Here is a 17,962-nt window from a genome sequence, read left to right on the forward strand (position 1 = left end):
CGGGGCGGCAAAACACCGGTGTTCGTCGGTCGCGCCGCTCCCTGACGCGGCGTGACCGACGAACACCGGTGTTCCGCGCGCCCGGATCCCTCCACTGCGCTCCACCGGGACGGGAGGGCCGTGGTTGCGCGGATCCGATGGCCTCCGGCGGGGTGTGGGTGCCCCCAGAAGGGGTGTCGGAGGCTGAGAGTGGGGCAACAGAGCAGCGAAGTGGAGGGAAGTGGAGTAGCGTGGGGCGAGACGAAGACCGGTGGAGCTGACGGGAGGCCCCGAGTGCTGCTCGGTACCCATGCCCCGAAGCTCGACGAGAAGGGTCGCGTGATCCTGCCCGCCAAGTTCCGGGACGAACTCTCCGGTGGTCTCGTCATGACCCGCGGCCAGGAGCGGTGCGTGGTCGTCTTCAGCGCCAGGACCTTCGAGGAACTCCACGAGCGGATCCGCCAGGCGCCGATGACGTCGAAGCGCACCCGCGACTACATGCGCCTGTTCCTCTCCGGAGCGAGCGCCGAACAACCCGACAAGCAGAACCGCGTCACCATCCCGCAGAACCTCCGCGAGTACGCGGGGCTCGAGCGGGACCTGACGGTCATCGGCAGCGGTGACCGCGCCGAGATCTGGTCGACCAGTGCCTGGGAGACCTACTACGCGGAGACCGAAGAGGCCTTCGCCGAGAACGACGAGGAGGTGATCCCGGGGATCTTCTGATCCGTGGATCGAGACTCCCAGCCGTCCGCCCTGACACACCTTCCCCGGTGTCAGGTCGCATGGATGGGGATCCAGACCCACGGCCCAGGAGTCCAGGGGCGCACATGGCAGCACCGGAGAAGTTCCCGCACACCCCCGTCATGCTCGAGCGGATCGTCGACCTCTTCACGCCGACGCTCGAGGGACCGGGCAAGGTCGTCGTCGACGCCACCCTCGGCATGGGCGGTCACTCCGCCGGCCTCCTCGAGCGCTTCCCGGAGCTGACCCTCGTCGGGCTCGACCGCGACACCGACGCCCTCGGCATCGCGGGGGAGCGGCTCGCTCGCTTCGGCGACCGCGTGCACCTCGTGCACACCGTCTACGACGAACTGCCCGAGGCGCTCGACGGCCTGGGCATCGACGCGGTCGACGGCGTGCTGTTCGACCTCGGTGTGTCCTCGCTGCAGCTGGACCGGGCCGAGCGCGGGTTCGCCTACAGCCAGGACGCCCCGCTCGACATGCGGATGGACCGGACGCAGGGCATCACCGCCGCCGAGGTCCTCGCCGACTACGACGAGCGCGAACTCCGTCGGATCTTCCAGCGCTACGGCGAGGAGAAGCTCGCCGGCCGGTACGCGAAGGCGATCGTCGAGCGTCGGACCGAGCGACCCTTCACGATGTCCGGCGACCTGGTCCAGGTGCTCCACGACGCCACCCCGGTCGCGATCCAGCGGCAGGGTCACCCGGCCAAGCGGGTCTTCCAGGCGCTCCGCATCGAGGTCAACACCGAACTCAGCGTCCTCGAGCGGGCGATCCCGGCCGCGCTCGACCGCATCCGGGTCGGCGGCCGCCTGGTCGTCGAGTCGTACCAGTCCCTCGAAGACCGCATCGTCAAGCGGGCGCTGGTCGAACGGACCACCTCGAGCGCCCCGGCCGACCTGCCGGTGGAACTCCCCGAACACGCGCCGACCTTCGCGCTCGTCGTCAAGGGCGCCGAACAGGCCGACGACGCCGAACGCGCCGCCAACCCCCGAGCTACCCCCGTGCGCCTGCGCGCGGCCGAGCGGATCCGGAAGTGACATGAGCACGAACCTCGCACTCGTCGACCCTGTCGTCGCCCCGTCGCGCGCGCCGCGTCCCGACTCCGTCCGCCCCGAGCGACAGCGTCCCGAACTCGTCGAGGTCACCCCGACCAAGGCGCAGCGTCGTGCGCGGCCCCGGGTGGCGTACGCCATCGTCGCGATCGCCGCCCTCGGCCTGCTGCTGCTGGCCCAGCTCGGCATCAGCATGGCGCTCAGCCAGGGCGCCTACACGCTCAGCTCGCTGAAGACCGAGCAGACCGGGCTCACCCGCACCCAGGCGTCCCTGTCCGAGGGCCTCAAGGTGCTCGAGTCGCCGCAGAACCTGGCCCGCAACGCCCAGGCGCTCGGCATGATCGCGAACTCGACCCCGGTGTACCTCGACCCGAAGACCGGCACCGTCTACGGCACGCCGACCCCGGCCACCCCGGAAGAGGCGACCGGCAACACCGCGAACCAGGTCCCGAACTCGCTGCTCGGCGACGTCCCGCTCGCGGCTCGTCCCGGCGACACCGCCACGAGCAAGGAGAACAGCGCTGCCGCTCCGGCCGCCGCTGCTGCTGCACCTGCTGCTTCGCCGGCTGCTGCCGCGCCGGCCGCTGCAGCTCCGGCCGCCGCGGCCGACACTGAGAAGGCCGGAGCCTCCAGCGCGTCGGACCAGCCTTCGGCGAAGTCCTCCGTAGAGTCCGACGCGAACCAGCTCCAGGCACCCACGACCCGGTGACCGAGGGCTCAGCACCACCCCGGGAAGGCCGCTCGTGACGAAGACGCTCCGCAACCGACGACTGCGCTACAGCGTCGTGATGATCGCCGTGATCGCGCTCGTCGCGGTGTTCGTGGTCCGGCTGGTCGACATCCAGGTCGTGCAGGCGGACGAGCTGTCGCAGGCCGCCGAGTCGAAGCGCAGCATCCCGGTCACGCTGTACGGCACGCGCGGGACGATCGTCGACCGTGACGGCACCGCGCTGGCCGAGAGCGTGGTCCGCTACAACATCACGACCTCGCCGCGCCTGGTGAAGTCGTTCGAGGGCAAGCTCGGCGGCACCCGTGTGAAGGACGTCTCGGTCGACCAGGCCCTCAGCGCGATCGCGAAGGCCTCCGGCGGCGACGTCGCGACCATGCAGAAGAACATCGCGGCCGACCCGAAGTCCGACTTCGCGTACCTGGTCAAGGGCATCGACGTCGCGCACTACGAGGCCGTCCGTGCCCTGCAGGTGCCGTGGCTCTACCCGGAGCAGCAGGCTGCCCGGTCCTACCCGACCGGCGCGGCCACCGGCAACGTGACCGGCTTCATGGGGACCGACGGTGCCCAGGCCGGCCTCGAGCTGGCGTACCAGAAGTGCCTCGCCGGCACGAACGGCTCCGAGACCTACGAGCGCGGTGAGGACGGCGTGCAGCTGCCGGGCAGCACCGTGACGCAGAAGCGCGCGAAGGACGGCGGGACGCTCGTCACCACGATCGACAGCGACCTGCAGTACATGGCGTCGCAGGACATCGCGGACGCCGCCCAGCAGCTCAAGGCCGAGTCCGCCACCGCCACCGTGGTGAACGCCAAGACCGGCGAGGTCCTGGCCGTCGCGGACTACCCGACCGTGGACCCGAACGACGTCGACGCGACGAAGGACCCCGGGGCCTACGGTTCCCGCGCCCTGACGGCCGCCTACGAGCCCGGTTCGACGATCAAGGCCGCGATCGCCGCCGCCCTCATCGACAAGGGCCTGGCGAGCCCGACGACCCAGGCGGTCGTGCCGTACTCGCGCACCTTCCCCTGGGGCGGGACGATCCATGACTCCGAGTTCCACCCGACCGAGAACCTGACGCTCACCGGCATCCTCCGGGACTCCTCGAACGTCGGCATCACCGAGCTCGGTTCCAAGCTGACGACCCAGCAGCGGTACGACGTGATGCGCGAGTTCGGCCTGTTCGAGCCCGAGCCCGCGATCGACTACCCGGGTCAGCCGACGATGAACTACGGCGCGAGCCCCCAGTGGGACAAGCAGACCGACATCAACTCGATGTTCGGCCAGGGCATCTCGACCACCGCCATGCAGGTCTCGAGCATCTACCAGACGCTCGCGAACCAGGGCGTCCGGATCCCGCTGCACATGGTGAAGGGCTGCCAGACCGAGGACGGCAAGACGATCGACGCGCCCGACGTGCAGAGCAAGCGCGTCGTGTCGGCCGCGGCGGCCACCCAGACGGTCGACATGCTGCAGAGCGTGGTGACCGGCGGGACCCTGGTCGGCATGAAGCCGATCTCGGGCTACAACATCGCCGCGAAGACCGGAACGGCCGAGGTCGCCGACGGTGCCAAGGGCTACGGCGCGGACCGTATCATCTCGGTGGCCGGAATGGCACCCGCCGAAGACCCCCAGTATGTTGTCACGGTGACGTTCACGAAGCCGCAGACCACCAAGTGGTCGAGCGGAGCGGCTCCGGCGTTCCGCACACTCATGTCCCAGGTGCTCGAGAAGTACCGAGTCGCCCCCTCCACGACACAGGCGCGGACCTACCCGTCGACCTGGTAGGACGACCCGTCCACGTGGAGAGGAAGAAGGAGCACTTGTCAGCACGGATCCCCCCGGTCCTCCGGCCCGAACACCCGACCCCGCGGCCGGTCGCCGAACTCGCGAACGCCTTCGGGCTCCGGGTCGTCGGCTCGCTCGACGGCGTCGAGACGACCGGCGTCACCCTGAGCGCCGCCGAGGTGCAGCCCGGTGACCTGTTCGTCGGCGTCCACGGCGCGAACCGCCACGGTGCCGAGTTCGCCGCCGACGCCGCCGAGCGCGGTGCCGTCGCCGTCCTCACCGACGCCGACGGTGTGGCCGTCGCCGAGCGGTCCGGCCTGCCGGTCCTGGTCGTCGACAGCCCGCGGGCAGCGCTCGGGGACGTCTCCGCGTGGGTCTACCGCACCAACCCGGACGAGGCCGAGCTGCCGCTGCTCTTCGCCGTCACCGGGACGAACGGCAAGACCAGCACCTCGTACATCCTCGAGGGCATCCTCAAGCAGCTCGGCCTGGTCACCGGCCTGAGCTCGACCGCCGAGCGGCACATCGGCTCGCTCAGCGTCACCAGCCGGCTCACCACGCCTGAGGCCAGCGAGATGCACGCGCTCCTCGCCCGGATGCGCGAGAGCGAGGTCCGCGCCGTCGCCGTCGAGGTCAGCGCCCAGGCCCTCAGCCGGCACCGCGTCGACGGCATCGTCTTCGACGTCGTCGCGTTCACGAACCTCAGCCACGACCACCTCGACGACTACGCCGACATGGAGGAGTACTTCCAGGCGAAGCTGCCGCTGTTCCAGCCGGAGCACGGTCGTCGCGGTGTCGTCTCGCTCGACACCGACTGGGGCCACCGCGTCGTCCAGGACTCCCGTATCCCGGTGACGACCATCACGGTGCACCCCGAGGTCGAGGCCGAGTGGCACGTCGACATCCTCGAGGCGCACGCCGCGTACACCGAGTTCCGCCTGACCGGACCGGAGGGCCGCGAGCTCACCACCCGCGTCCCGCTGATCGGCTGGCACATGGCCGCCAACGCCGCCCTCGCCATCGTCATGCTCGTCGAGGGCGGGTTCGAGCTCGGCGCGATCTCGCACGCGCTCGAGACGAACCACCGCACCTACGCCGACGAGCGCGACGGCACCGTCGTCAGCGCCATCGAGTGCTACCTGCCCGGCCGCACCGAGCGCGTCTCCGGCCACGCCGGCCCGAGCGTCTACGTCGACTTCGGCCACAGCCCCGACGCCTTCCTCAACACCCTCGCGGCGGTGCGCCAGTTCACGCCCGGCAAGGTCGTCATGCTGTTCGGCGCCGACGGCGACCGCGACACGACGAAGCGGGCGGACATGGCCCGGGTCGCGGCCGAGGGGTCCGACATCCTGGTCGTCACCGACCACCACCCGCGCTTCGAGGACGCCGCGTCGATCCGGAAGACCCTGGTCGACGCCGCCCGTGCCGCGTTCCCGGAACACGAGATCCACGAGGTGAGCCCGCCCGAGGCCGCCATCCGCGCCGCCGTGGCCCTGGTCGGCGAGGGGGACTCGATCCTCTGGGCCGGCCCCGGCCACCAGGACTACCGCGACATCCAGGGGGTCCGGACGCCGTACTCGGCCCGCGACGAGGCCCGTGCCGCGCTCCGAGAGGCCGGCTGGGAACCGAACACCGGCCCGGCGGAGGACGCCCGATGATCGCCCTGACCCTCGCCGAGATCGCCACCGCGGTCGACGGCGAGCTCGTCCGCGGTGCCGCCGACACGACCGTCGACGGTCCCGTGGAGACCGACTCGCGGCTCGTCGGCCCCGGCAGCGTCTTCTTCGCCCTGCTCGGCGAGGAGACCGACGGACACCGCTTCGTGCCGTCCGCCGCAACCGCTGGCGCCGCCCTGGTCGTCACGGAGCGTGCCGTCGACCTGCCGGAGGACTCCACCACCGCCCAGATCGTCGTCACCGACGGGTACGCCGCGCTGGCCGCCCTCGCGCACGAGGTCGTCGCACGCGTCCGCGCCGCCGGGTCCCTCCGCGTGGTCGGCATCACCGGCTCGAACGGCAAGACGAGCACGAAGAACATGCTCCGGACGATCCTGTCCCGCGCCGGCGAGACCGTGGCGCCCGAGGGCTCGTTCAACAACCACGTCGGCGCCCCGGTCTCCATGCTCCGGATCACGGCCGACACCCGCTTCCTCGTCGTCGAGATGGGCGCGAGCGGCATCGGCCACATCGCGAAGCTCGTCCGCATCGCCGAGCCGGACGTCGGCGTCGTGCTCAAGGTCGGGCTCGCCCACGCCGGCGAGTTCGGCGGGATCGACGCCACCGAGCGCGCGAAGTCCGAGATGGTCACCGACCTGCCGGCCACCGCGACCGCCCTCCTCAACGTCGACGACGACCGCGTCGCGCGGATGCGCGAGCGCACCGACGCCCGCGTGGTCGGCTTCGGCACGTCCGCCGGGGCGGACTACCGCATCAGCGGTGTCACCACGGACCGCGAGGGCACCCGCTTCACGCTCACCGCGCCTCCCGTCGGCGAGACCGCTCCGGCACCCGACGACGTGACGGGAGGCCCGTCCGACGGCCTCGAGACCGTCGACGTCCGCCTCGCCATCCTCGGCGAGCACCACGCCATGAACGCGGCCGCCGCCCTGACGGTGGCGCACCTCTGGGGTGTACCGCTCGCCGACGGCGCCGAGGCGCTCGCGTCGATGACGCGCGCCGAGCGCTGGCGCATGGAGCTGCTGCAGGGCCCGGACGGCGTCACCGTCATCAACGACGCGTACAACGCCTCGCCCGACTCGACCGCCGCCGCGCTGCGGACGCTCGCGCAGGTCGTCCGCCCGGGGGAGCGCACCGTCGCCGTCCTCGGCGAGATGGCCGAGCTCGGCGAGTTCTCGGTGGAGGAGCACGACACCATCGGTCGGCTCGTCGTCCGCCTGAACATCGGTCAGCTCGTGGTCGTCGGTCGCGGTGCCATGCCCATCCACCAGGCCGCCACCCTCGAGGGATCGTGGGACGGCGAGTCCGTGTTCATCGAGGACGTCGACGACGCCGTCCGTGCCCTCCAGGAACTCGTGCGTCCGGGTGACGTCGTCCTGGTCAAGTCCTCGAAGTCGGCCGGGCTGCGGTTCCTCGGCGACCGCCTCGGAGGTGTCCCCGAATGATCGCGCTCCTCGTCGCCGGCGCTGTGTCGCTGGTGTTCACACTGCTGCTCACGCCGCTGTTCATCAAGCTGTTCCACCGACTCGGGTGGGGCCAGTTCATCCGTGACGACGGCCCGCAGTCGCACCACACCAAGCGCGGCACCGCCACCATGGGCGGCATCGTCCTGATCCTCGGCGCGGTGCTCGGGTACTTCGTGGGACACCTGGTCGGCCGTGACCCGCTCACGCTGTCCGGGCTGCTCGTCCTGTTCCTCATGGTCGGGCTCGGCGTCGTCGGGTTCGTCGACGACTTCCTCAAGGTCCGACGCCAGCGGAGCCTCGGGCTCGGCGGCTGGGCGAAGGTGCTCGGGCAGGTCATCGTCGGCGTGGTCTTCGCGACCATCGCCCTCGTCGTCCCCGCCGGCAGTGGCAAGCCCCCGGCGTCCACGATGATCTCGGCGATCCGGGACATCCCGTGGCTCGACTTCATGGCGCTCGGCACCGTCATCGGGACGATCCTGTTCCTGGCGTGGATCGTGCTGCTCACCGTGTCGACCTCGAACGGCGTCAACGTCGCCGACGGACTCGACGGCCTGGCCACCGGGTCGAGCATCCTGGCGATCGGCTCCTACGTCATCATCGGGTTCTGGCAGTCGAACCAGATCTGCGGTGGCGTCCGGATCGACGAGACCACGAAGCACGCCTGCTACACCGTCACCGACCCGCTCGACCTGGCCGTCGTCGCTGCCGCGGTCTGCGGTGGGCTGATCGGCTTCCTCTGGTACAACACGTCGCCGGCGCAGATCTTCCTCGGCGACACCGGGTCCCTCGGGCTCGGCGGTGCCCTGGCCGGTCTCGCGATCCTCAGCCGCACCGAGCTGCTGCTCGTCCTGATCGGTGGCCTGTTCTTCATCGTCACCGGCTCGGTCATCCTGCAGCGGGCGTACTTCAAGATCACGCACGGCAAGCGCATCTTCCGGATGAGCCCCCTGCACCACCACTTCGAGCTCAAGGGCTGGGCCGAGGTGACCGTCGTCGTCCGGTTCTGGATCATCGCGGGGCTCTGCGTCGCGGCCGGGGTCGGGCTGTTCTACCTGGAATGGATCGCACGAGTCCAATGAGCGAACGCCTGAACGGTCTCGACAGCTGGTACTCCGAGGGCTGGAAGGGGCTGCGGGTCGCCGTGCTCGGCCTCGGCGCCACCGGGTTCTCGGTGGCGGACACCCTCGCCGAGCTCGGCAGCGACGTCGTCGTGTACTCGACCGACGCCCCGGCCGACAGCGTGGAACTGCTCGACGTGATCGGTGCCCGCTTCGTGCAGACGCCGCTCGACACCGTGCCCGCCGCGCTCGTCGAGCAGGCACCCGACCTGGTCGTCGTGTCCCCGGGCCTCCCGCCGCACAACGCGACCGTCGTCTGGGCTCACGAACACGGCCCCGTCTGGGGCGACATCGAACTCGCCTGGCGGGTCCGCGACAAGGTCGTGAAGGGCCCGGTCGCCGCGCCCTGGCTGACGATCACCGGCACGAACGGCAAGACCACGACCACCCAGCTGGCCACCGCGATGTACGCCGCGACCGGGCTGCGTGCCGTGGCGTGCGGCAACATCGGCGTGCCGGTGCTCGACGTGGTCCGCGACCCGGAGGGCTTCGACGTCCTGGTCGTCGAGCTCTCCAGCCACCAGCTGCACACGATGGCGACCGAGGGCCCGGGTGCCGTCGTGCCGCTCGCCTCGGCCTGCCTCAACATCGCCGACGACCACCTGGAGTGGCACGGTTCCGCGGAGGCCTACCGCGCCGCGAAGGCCAAGGTCTACGAGCGCACCGTGCTGGCCTGCGTCTACAACACGGCCGACGACGCCACCCGCCGCATGGTCGAGGAGGCCGACGTCGTCGAGGGTTGCCGCGCGGTGGGCTTCTCGCTCGGACTGCCCGCCCCCGGCGATGTCGGGCTCGTCGAGGACGTGCTCTGCGACCGCGCCTTCACCGAGGACCGCCGCAACAGCGCGCTCGAGCTCGCCACCGTCGCGGACCTCGAGACGGCCGGGCTCGACAGCCCCCACATGACCGCCAATGTGCTGGCCGCGGCGGCGCTCGCCCGCGCCGGCTCGGTCCCGCCCAGCGCGATCCGCTCGGCGGTGCAGGCGTTCCGTGCCGACCACCACCGGACCGAGGCGGTCGCCAGCGCCGACGGCATCGCCTGGGTCGACGACTCGAAGGCGACGAACCCGCACGCCGCGACCGCCTCGCTGTCCGCCTTCGAGTCCGTGGTGTGGATCGTCGGCGGGCTCTTCAAGGGCGTCGACATCGACGGCCTGGTCGAGCGCTTCGGGCCCGGGGTCCGTGGCGTCGTCGTGATCGGCACCGACCGGACCCCCGTCCTGGAGGCATTCGCACGACACGCGCCCGCGGTCCCGGTCCTGCAGGTGGAAGCGCTGGACACTGAGCAGGTCATGCCCGAGGCGGTCCGGCATGCCGCATCGGTCGCGAGACCGGGCGACACGGTCCTCCTCGCCCCGGCCGCCGCGTCCTTCGACCAGTTCGGTTCCTACGCCGACCGGGGCGAACGTTTCGCGGCAGCGGTCCACGAGCACCTGGGAGGCGACGCCGATGGCGACACCGACGGATCTGCCGGCGAACGGGCGTAGCGCCCGGGCCCGAGCCAGCGCAGCGGGAGCCGCGACCAGCGCGCGCGTGGGCTCCGGCGTCGACGGTGCCCGCCGCCGCTCGAACGGCGCGGTCGTGGCCGTCAAGAACGTCTTCGTGGCCGAGTCCACGACGTTCTACACGATCCTCGGCGTCACGCTCTTCCTCGTCGTCTTCGGTGTCGTGATGGTCCTGTCGTCGTCGAGCGTCGAGGAGTACCGCTACAAGCACGGCTTCTTCGGGGCCTTCGCCAAGCAGGGCCTGTACGCGCTGATCGGTGTTCCGCTGATGCTCGTGGTCAGCCGCCTCTCCGCCGAGTTCTGGCGCCGCTGGGCGATGCGGATCCTCGGCGCGGGGCTCGTCCTGCAGCTGCTGGTGTTCAGCCCGATCGGCATCTCGGTGCAGGGCAACCGGAACTGGATCGGCATCGGCGGGTTCACCGCGCAGCCGTCCGAGATCCTCAAGCTCGCGCTCGTGCTCGGCATCGGTGCGGTGCTGTTCCGGAAGCGCGAGAAGCTGCACGACTGGCGTGAGGTCTTCATCCCGGTCGGACTCGCGACCGCCGTGTCGATCGGCCTCGTCCTGGTCGGTGGCGACCAGGGCACCGCGATGATCATGATGATCCTGGTCTTCGGCAGCCTGTTCGTCGGCGGCGTCCGTCTGCGGCACCTGGCGGTCGGCGTCGCGGCGATCGCCGTCATGCTACCGGTCGTCACCATGGCCTCCAGCTCGCGGCAGTCCCGCATCAGCGCGTGGCTCTCCGGCTGCACCGACTCGAACCAGGCGCAGGACCTGTGCTGGCAGCCCGTGCACGGCATGTGGGCGCTGGCGTCCGGCGGTGTGTTCGGGGTCGGCCTCGGCAACTCGAAGCTGAAGTGGTCGTGGCTGCCCGAGGCGGACAACGACTACATCTTCGCGATCGTCGGCGAAGAGCTGGGGCTCATCGGCGCGGTCGTCGTGCTCGCCCTGTTCGTCGTCCTGGCCATCGGCATGATCCGGGTCATCCGCCTGTCGCCGGACCCCTTCGTCCGCACCGTCACCGGCGGCGTGCTCGCCTGGGTGATCGGGCAGGCGCTCGTCAACATCGCGGTCGTCCTCGGGCTCCTGCCGGTGCTCGGAGTGCCTCTCCCACTCATCTCGGCCGGTGGATCGGCGCTCATCATGACGCTCGTCGCCATCGGCGTCGTGCTGTCCTTCGCCCGTGACCTGCCGAGCCGCTCCGGCAGCAGGGCACGCGCCACCACGGTCCCGGAACCCGGGACACGGAACGGAGCCCTGCGGTGAGCCGCTTCCTCTTCGCCGGCGGCGGGACCGCCGGCCACGTGAATCCCCTGCTCGCGGTCGCCGACCGGCTGACCCAGCGGTCGCCGGAGGACGAGGTCCTGGTCCTCGGCACGGCCGAAGGGCTGGAGTCCCGGCTCGTCCCGATGCGCGGCTACGAACTCGTGACGATCCCGCGCCTGCCGTTCCCGCGCAAGGTCAACGGTGCGGCCCTGCGGTTCCCCGGCGCCTTCTGGTCGGCGGTCCGACGCACCGAGCAGATCATCCGCGAGCGCGAGATCGCCGTCGTCCTGGGCGTCGGCGGCTACGCGGCCGCGCCGGCCTACATCGCGGCGAAGCGCACCGGCACGCCGATCGTCGTGCACGAGCAGAACGCGAAGCCGGGCCTGGCGAACCGGATGGCCGCCGTCCTGACCCGCCACGTCGGTGTGACGTTCTCGAACACCAAACTGCCACACTCCCGCGTCGTCGGGATGCCCCTGCGCCGTGAGATCGAGCGGCTGGACCGTCGGGCCGAGCGCGCGGCGGGCTTCGCCGAGTTCGGTCTGGACCCGGAGCGTCCGGTGCTGCTCGTCACCGGTGGTTCGTCGGGCGCACGGAGCATCAACCGCACCGTCAACCAGGCCGCGGCGACGATCCTCGGGGCCGGGTGGCAGATCCTGCACGTCGTCGGCGCCGCGTCGGACATCGGCCCGAGCGACCTGGACGGCTACCACGTGCTGCCGTACTGCGACCGGATGGACCTGGCGTACTCGGCTGCGGACTTCGTCGTCTCGCGCTCCGGGGCCGGCATGGTCTGCGAGCTCACCGCGGTCGGCCTGCCGAGCGTCCTGGTGCCGTACCCGGTCGGCAACGGCGAGCAGCGGCACAACGCCCGCGACGTGGTCGCCGCCGGGGGAGCGGTGCTCGTCGCGGACCAGGAATTCACGCCGGAGTGGATCACGTTGCAGCTGCTGACGATCCTGGAGGACCGTGCCGGCATCGCGGACATGGCCGTCCGGTCCGGCAGCGTCGGACACCGCGACGGCGCCGACCGGATGACGGAGCTCGTCCTCAGCGCGGCGCGCACGAGCAAGCGCCGCAGCCGGAGCAACACCAGCAGCGACACCAGCAGCAGCGACACCAGCAGCAGCGACACCAGCAGCACCCGCTCCACCAGCAGCACGGAGGAACCATGACCATCAAGCCGGACCTCACCCAGCCGATCCCCGACGACCTGGGCACGGTGCACTTCGTCGGCATCGGCGGGTCCGGCATGAGCGGCATCGCGCGGATGTTCCTGGCCGCCGGCCACCACGTCACGGGCAGCGACTCCCGCGAGACCGCGACGACCGGCCGGATGCGCGAGCTCGGCGCGGAGGTCCGGATCGGGCACGACGCCGCCAACGTCGGCGACGCGGACACGATCGTCGTCACGAGCGCGCTGTGGCCGGACAACCCCGAACTCCTCGAGGCGCAGCGCCGCGGACTGCCGGTGCTGCACCGGTCGCAGGCCCTGGCCGCACTGATCTCCGAGCACCGCCTGGTGGCGGTCGCGGGCGCGCACGGCAAGACCACCTCGACGGGCATGATCGTCACCGCCCTGGTCGAGCTGGGCCTCGACCCGAGCTTCGTCAACGGCGGGGTGATCCAGTCCCTGGGCACCAGCTCGGCACCGGGCAGCAGCGACCTGTTCGTCGTCGAGGCGGACGAGTCCGACGGCTCCTTCCTGCTCTACGACGTGGCGATCGCGCTCATCACGAACGTCGACCCGGACCACCTGGACCACTACGGCAGCGAGCAGGCCTTCATCGACGCGTTCGTCGAGTTCGCCGCGAAGGCCCGGGAGCGCATCGTCGTCTCGAGCGACGACGCCGGTGCCGTCCGGGTCACCGAGGGCATCCGTGCCCGCCCGGACGCGCCGGAGATCGTCACCTTCGGCGAGGCCGAGGGTGCCGACGTCCGCATCGAGCGTGTCACCGAGGGCGCCGGGGTCACGGTCGACCTGCGCTGGGACGGCGCGTCGCACCACATCGCCCTGCGCGTGCCGGGCCGCCACAACGCCGTCAACGCGGTGGGTGCCTTCGCGGTGCTCGTCGGGCTGGGCGTCGAGCCGGCCGACGCGGTCCGCGGCATCGAGGCGTTCGGTGGGACCGAGCGGCGCTTCGAGCTGCACGGTGTTGAGCGTGGCGTCTCGGTGTACGACGACTACGCGCACCACCCGACCGAGGTCGCCGCGGCGCTGCACGCGGCCCGCGACGTCGTCGGCGAGGGGCGCATCATCGCGATCCACCAGCCGCACCTGTACTCGCGGACGCGGCTGATGGCGGGCGACTTCGCGAAGGTCTACGAGGAGCTGGCGGACCACACGGTCGTGCTCGACGTCTACGGCGCCCGGGAGGACCCGGAACCCGGCGTCACCGGCGCCCTGGTGCAGGAGCGCTTCGCCGACCAGGAGCGGGTCGACTACCTGCCCGACTGGGCCGAGGCCTCGGCGCGTGCGGCTGCCATCGCCCGCGACGGCGACATCATCATGACCCTGAGTTGCGGCGACGTGTACCGGATCATCCCGCAGGTCCTCACGGCCCTGCAGACGGACGACGCCGGAGCCGCAGGCCGGTGAAGCGCCCGGAGGGGTTCGACGACCGGGCCGGTGCCGACGAGCGGTCCGCCGGGACGGACGTTCCCGACGGCGCGGCGCGCTCCGGTCGGCCGGCTCGGAGCGGCGGCTTCCGTTCCGCACTGAGCGGCGCCCGGGGGGCCCGGCGTGCCTCGCGCACGTCGGCGCACCGTGACGACGTGGTCGCGTCCACCCCGGAGCCGGACGTCGACCCGCTCGACGCGCTCCTGCCCGCACTGCCGGAGGTCGACCTCACGGAGGACGACCGCACGGCGGACGAGCGCCTGACCGCTCCCGTGCCACTGGACCGGCGCCTGACCGGGCCCGTCACGACGCGTGACGCTGCGACGGACGCCGGCGGGACGGAGCCGGGACGGGCCTCCCGTCTGGACGGCACCACGCGTACGGCCGTGACCGACGCGCCCGTGTCCACCCACGTGCCGCACGAGACCCCGATCGGCGCCCGCGTCCGCGCGGCCGAGACCGCCCGCGAGGCGCGCATCGCCCGCAAGCGCCGCCGTCTGCTGGAGCGTGCCGAGGTCCGGCGGTTCACCCGACGTTCCCGGCACCGTCGTGCAGCGTGGATCACGGCCGGCGGTGTCGTCGTCGTGCTGGTGGTGTCGATCCTGGTCGCGGTCTTCTCGCCGCTGATGGCGCTGCAGACGATCGAGGTGAAGGGCACCGACCGCGTGGACGCGGCCGAGGTCCGGGCGGCGCTGTCGGGTCAGATCGGCACGCCCCTGGCCCGGATCGACCTGGGCGAGGTGAAGCAGCAGATCGCCGGCTTCCCGCTGATCGAGAGCTACGTCACGGAAGAGGAGCCGCCGCACACCCTGGTCGTCACCGTCACCGAACGGACGCCGGTCGTCGCCGTGAAGTCGGGGAAGTCGTTCGATCTCGTCGACCCGGCCGGCATCGTCGTGCAGTCGATGACGAAGCGGCCGAGCGGCATGCCGGTGGCGGACATCGGTCGGGCGAAGCTCGGCAGCACGGTGTTCCGGACCATGACCGAGGTCGTGCTGGCGATGCCGGCCAGTGTGCGCGACCAGGTGTCGGGCATCGCGGCCTCGACCTCGGACGACGTGACCCTGACCATGAGCGACGGGTCGAGCGTGGTGTGGGGGAGTCCGGACGAGTCCGCGGCGAAGGCGACGCTGTTGGCGGCCCTGGTCAAGGACCACGCGGCACGTGACAAGGGCTCGAAGGTCGAGTACGACGTGTCCGCTCCGGACAACGGGATCATCCGACCGCAGGGCTGACCGCGCCGAGCGGATGCGACGCCGACACGATCTGCGCCGCGATCGGCGACACGCGGCGTGGCGGGTCGTCAGCAGCAGGACGGCACCCGTAGCGTCGGGGCCAGCACCATTCGTAGCAGCTAGAACTCTGAACTTCAAGCAAAGGTTGAGGGTTCTGACCGGAGGCCGGACAGACGTGACCACGAACCACAACTACCTCGCCGTCATCAAGGTGGTCGGTGTCGGCGGCGGCGGTGTCAACGCCGTCAACCGCATGATCGAGCTCGGACTCCGCGGGGTCGAGTTCATCGCCATCAACACCGACGCACAGGCGCTGCTGCTCAGCGACGCCGACGTCAAGCTCGACGTGGGTCGCGAGATCACCCGCGGCCTCGGAGCCGGTGCCGACCCCGAGGTGGGTCGCCGCGCCGCCGAGGACCACGCCGAGGAGATCGAGGAAGCCCTCGCCGGGGCCGACATGGTCTTCGTCACCGCCGGTGAAGGTGGTGGCACCGGTACCGGTGGCGCCCCGGTCGTCGCCCGCATCGCGAAGTCGATCGGCGCCCTGACCATCGGTGTCGTCACGAAGCCCTTCGGCTTCGAGGGCAAGCGCCGCCAGTCGCAGGCCGAGAACGGCGTCGCGAGCCTCAAGGACGAGGTCGACACGCTCATCGTCGTGCCGAACGACCGCCTGCTCGAGATCTCCGACCGCGGCATCTCCATGGTCGAGGCCTTCGCCACGGCCGACCAGGTGCTCCTCGCCGGTGTCCAGGGCATCACGGACCTCATCACGACCCCGGGCCTGATCAACCTCGACTTCGCCGACGTGAAGAGCGTCATGCAGGGTGCTGGTTCGGCGCTCATGGGCATCGGCTCCTCGCGGGGCGCCGACCGCGCGATCAAGGCGGCCGAACTCGCCGTCGCGTCGCCGCTGCTCGAGGCCTCGATCGACGGTGCGCACGGCGTGCTGCTCTCGATCCAGGGTGGCTCGAACCTCGGCATCTTCGAGATCAACGACGCGGCCCGTCTGGTGCAGGAGGCCGTCCACCCCGAGGCGAACATCATCTTCGGTGCGGTCATCGACGACACCCTCGGCGACGAGGTGCGGGTCACCGTCATCGCCGCCGGCTTCGACGGCGGCGAGCCGTCGCAGCAGCAGCACCAGGAGCGTCGCTCGAGCTACGTCGACCCGGACGCCGGCGCCACCGTGCCCGTCACCACCGGTTCGTCCAACCGCATCGAGGACTCCGGCCACTCGACCCCGTCGTGGGCGTCGCAGGAGCACGAGCCGCCGGCGCAGCGCGCCGCCGACCCGGCCTTCGACGACGACGACGAGCTCGACGTCCCCGACTTCCTGAAGTAACCGACCCCTGTGGTCGCCGACACGCGCCTCCCGTCCTCGTCACCAGACGACGGACTGGAGGCGCGTCTCGCGTCCGTCCGGGAGGGCATCGCCGACGCGGCGCGCGCCGCCGGCCGCTCCGTCGACGAGCTCACCCTCGTCGTCGTCACGAAGTACCACCCGGCCGCGCTCGTCCGGCAGCTCGCCGCGCTCGGCGTGACGGACGTGGGGGAGAACCGGCACCAGGAGGCGCAGGCCAAGGCCGCGGAACTCGAGGAGCTCGGCCTGACCTGGCACTTCGTCGGGCAGCTGCAGTCGAAGAAGGCCCGGCAGGCGCGCCGGTACGCGCACGTCGTGCAGTCCCTCGACCGAGCGAGCGTCGTCGACGCCTTCGCCCCGACCGAGACCGAGCCGGACCCCCGCGTGCTCGACGGCTTCGTGCAGGTCAACCTCACGGACGACCCCGGTCGTGGCGGTGTCGTACCGGACGAGGTCGACGCCCTGGCCGAGCGGGTCCTGGCCACCGGGACCCTGCGCCTCCGGGGCGTGATGGCGGTCGCGCCGCTCGACGAGGAGCCCCGCGCGGCCTTCGCCCGGCTCCGTGCGATCTCCGAGCGGGTGCGCCTGCTCGAGCCCGCGGCGACCGACATCTCCGCCGGCATGAGCGGCGACTACGCCGAGGCGATCGCGGAGGGCGCGACACACCTGCGGATCGGGAGCGCAATCACCGGGAATCGGCCCGCCGCCCCATAGCCTCGTCGCAGGGCATCAACGAGCACGACTCCCGGAGGAACCATGGCCAACCCGCTGAAGAAGACGATGGTCTACCTCGGCCTCGCCGACGAGGAACTCGACTACGAGGACGAGCAGCAGGCCGCGCCGGCGCAGGCGCGCCAGCAGGCCCCGGCAGCGCCGCAGGAGGCCCCGGCCGCCGCAGCGCCCGCTGCCGCTCCGGCCGCCGCAGCGCCCGCAGCTGCCGCTCCGGCCGCCGCGCCCGCGAAGCCCCAGCACACCTCCCAGCGCGGCGCGCAGGTCACCCCGCTCCGCCGCGCGCACACGACCGCACAGAAGGCGACCCCGGTCCAGGAAATGAACGAGATCCTCACCGTCCACCCGCGCGAGTACAAGGACGCCCAGTCCATCGCCGAGAGCTTCCGTGACGGCATCCCCGTCATCATCAACCTCTCGCAGATGACCGAGGGTGACGCCCGCCGGATGATCGACTTCGCCAGTGGCCTGTCGCTCGGCCTGTACGGCAAGATCGAGCGCGTCACGAACAAGGTCTTCCTGCTCTCGCCCGCACACATCGCAGTGAGCGGTGAGCCTGCTGAGGTAGAGTCCGACATCGAGGCGAACTTCTTCGCCCAGTCCTGAGCCGCCCCCGCGGTACGGGTGCCGAAGGGCTCCCGGACGACCGCTCGGCACCCAGGCCCACCCGCCCCGTGACCGGTGCCAACCGGCCCCGG

At 71.4% G+C, this 17,962-nt stretch carries 15 protein-coding genes; all 15 read left to right on the forward strand.

The window, feature by feature from the left end; all coding sequences use genetic code 11:
- Positions 1-273 precede the first annotated feature (273 nt).
- Complete coding sequence (gene mraZ, locus QL987_RS15195) at positions 274-705, forward strand: division/cell wall cluster transcriptional repressor MraZ (protein WP_111075069.1); 432 nt, start codon at positions 274-276, stop codon at positions 703-705.
- A 104-nt stretch (positions 706-809) separates the two neighbouring features.
- Entirely contained in the window at positions 810-1,763 is a 954-nt protein-coding gene (rsmH, locus tag QL987_RS15200) for a 16S rRNA (cytosine(1402)-N(4))-methyltransferase RsmH (RefSeq protein WP_111075070.1), read from the forward strand.
- 1 nt (position 1,764) lies between these two features.
- Positions 1,765-2,487 (forward strand): hypothetical protein, encoded by a 723-nt coding sequence (locus tag QL987_RS15205; RefSeq protein WP_253462661.1) that lies wholly within the window; start codon positions 1,765-1,767, stop codon positions 2,485-2,487.
- A gap of 34 nt (positions 2,488-2,521) precedes the next feature.
- The gene (locus QL987_RS15210) at positions 2,522-4,291 is read left to right on the forward strand and encodes a penicillin-binding protein 2 (RefSeq protein ID WP_290158441.1); all 1,770 of its coding nucleotides are present in this window, start codon (positions 2,522-2,524) and stop codon (positions 4,289-4,291) included.
- A 35-nt stretch (positions 4,292-4,326) separates the two neighbouring features.
- On the forward strand, positions 4,327-5,949 hold the full coding sequence (locus tag QL987_RS15215) for a UDP-N-acetylmuramoyl-L-alanyl-D-glutamate--2,6-diaminopimelate ligase (RefSeq protein WP_290158443.1): 1,623 nt from the start codon (positions 4,327-4,329) through the stop codon (positions 5,947-5,949).
- Positions 5,946-7,412, forward strand: coding sequence for a UDP-N-acetylmuramoyl-tripeptide--D-alanyl-D-alanine ligase (murF, locus tag QL987_RS15220; protein ID WP_290158445.1), 1,467 nt, complete (start codon positions 5,946-5,948; stop codon positions 7,410-7,412). The genes QL987_RS15215 and murF overlap by 4 nt, the downstream gene beginning before the upstream one ends.
- Positions 7,409-8,512, forward strand: coding sequence for a phospho-N-acetylmuramoyl-pentapeptide-transferase (gene mraY, locus QL987_RS15225; protein ID WP_221849881.1), 1,104 nt, complete (start codon positions 7,409-7,411; stop codon positions 8,510-8,512). Before murF ends, mraY begins: the two co-directional genes overlap by 4 nt.
- Complete coding sequence (gene murD / locus QL987_RS15230; RefSeq protein ID WP_290158448.1) at positions 8,509-10,038, forward strand: UDP-N-acetylmuramoyl-L-alanine--D-glutamate ligase; 1,530 nt, start codon at positions 8,509-8,511, stop codon at positions 10,036-10,038. The genes mraY and murD overlap by 4 nt, the downstream gene beginning before the upstream one ends.
- Positions 10,001-11,320, forward strand: a complete 1,320-nt coding sequence (gene ftsW, locus QL987_RS15235) for a putative lipid II flippase FtsW (RefSeq protein WP_290158451.1) — start codon at positions 10,001-10,003, stop codon at positions 11,318-11,320. The genes murD and ftsW overlap by 38 nt, the downstream gene beginning before the upstream one ends.
- The gene (gene murG, locus QL987_RS15240; protein ID WP_290158452.1) at positions 11,317-12,495 is read left to right on the forward strand and encodes an undecaprenyldiphospho-muramoylpentapeptide beta-N-acetylglucosaminyltransferase; all 1,179 of its coding nucleotides are present in this window, start codon (positions 11,317-11,319) and stop codon (positions 12,493-12,495) included. Before ftsW ends, murG begins: the two co-directional genes overlap by 4 nt.
- Positions 12,492-13,919: a UDP-N-acetylmuramate--L-alanine ligase gene (murC, locus tag QL987_RS15245; RefSeq protein WP_290158454.1), complete on the forward strand. Its 1,428-nt coding sequence runs from the start codon at positions 12,492-12,494 to the stop codon at positions 13,917-13,919. The genes murG and murC overlap by 4 nt, the downstream gene beginning before the upstream one ends.
- A 176-nt stretch (positions 13,920-14,095) precedes the next feature.
- Entirely contained in the window at positions 14,096-15,175 is a 1,080-nt protein-coding gene (locus tag QL987_RS15250) for an FtsQ-type POTRA domain-containing protein (RefSeq protein ID WP_290158456.1), read from the forward strand.
- A gap of 175 nt (positions 15,176-15,350) precedes the next feature.
- On the forward strand, positions 15,351-16,517 hold the full coding sequence (gene ftsZ / locus QL987_RS15255; RefSeq protein WP_110903099.1) for a cell division protein FtsZ: 1,167 nt from the start codon (positions 15,351-15,353) through the stop codon (positions 16,515-16,517).
- Between the two features lie 9 nt (positions 16,518-16,526).
- Positions 16,527-17,249, forward strand: a complete 723-nt coding sequence (locus tag QL987_RS15260) for a YggS family pyridoxal phosphate-dependent enzyme (RefSeq protein WP_290158458.1) — start codon at positions 16,527-16,529, stop codon at positions 17,247-17,249.
- A 42-nt stretch (positions 17,250-17,291) separates the two neighbouring features.
- Positions 17,292-17,870: a cell division protein SepF gene (gene sepF, locus QL987_RS15265; protein WP_111075081.1), complete on the forward strand. Its 579-nt coding sequence runs from the start codon at positions 17,292-17,294 to the stop codon at positions 17,868-17,870.
- Positions 17,871-17,962: the final 92 nt, after the last annotated feature.

The sequence above is a fragment of the Curtobacterium sp. APC 4022 genome (assembly GCF_030407555.1).
Classification (GTDB): Bacteria; Actinomycetota; Actinomycetes; order Actinomycetales; family Microbacteriaceae; genus Curtobacterium.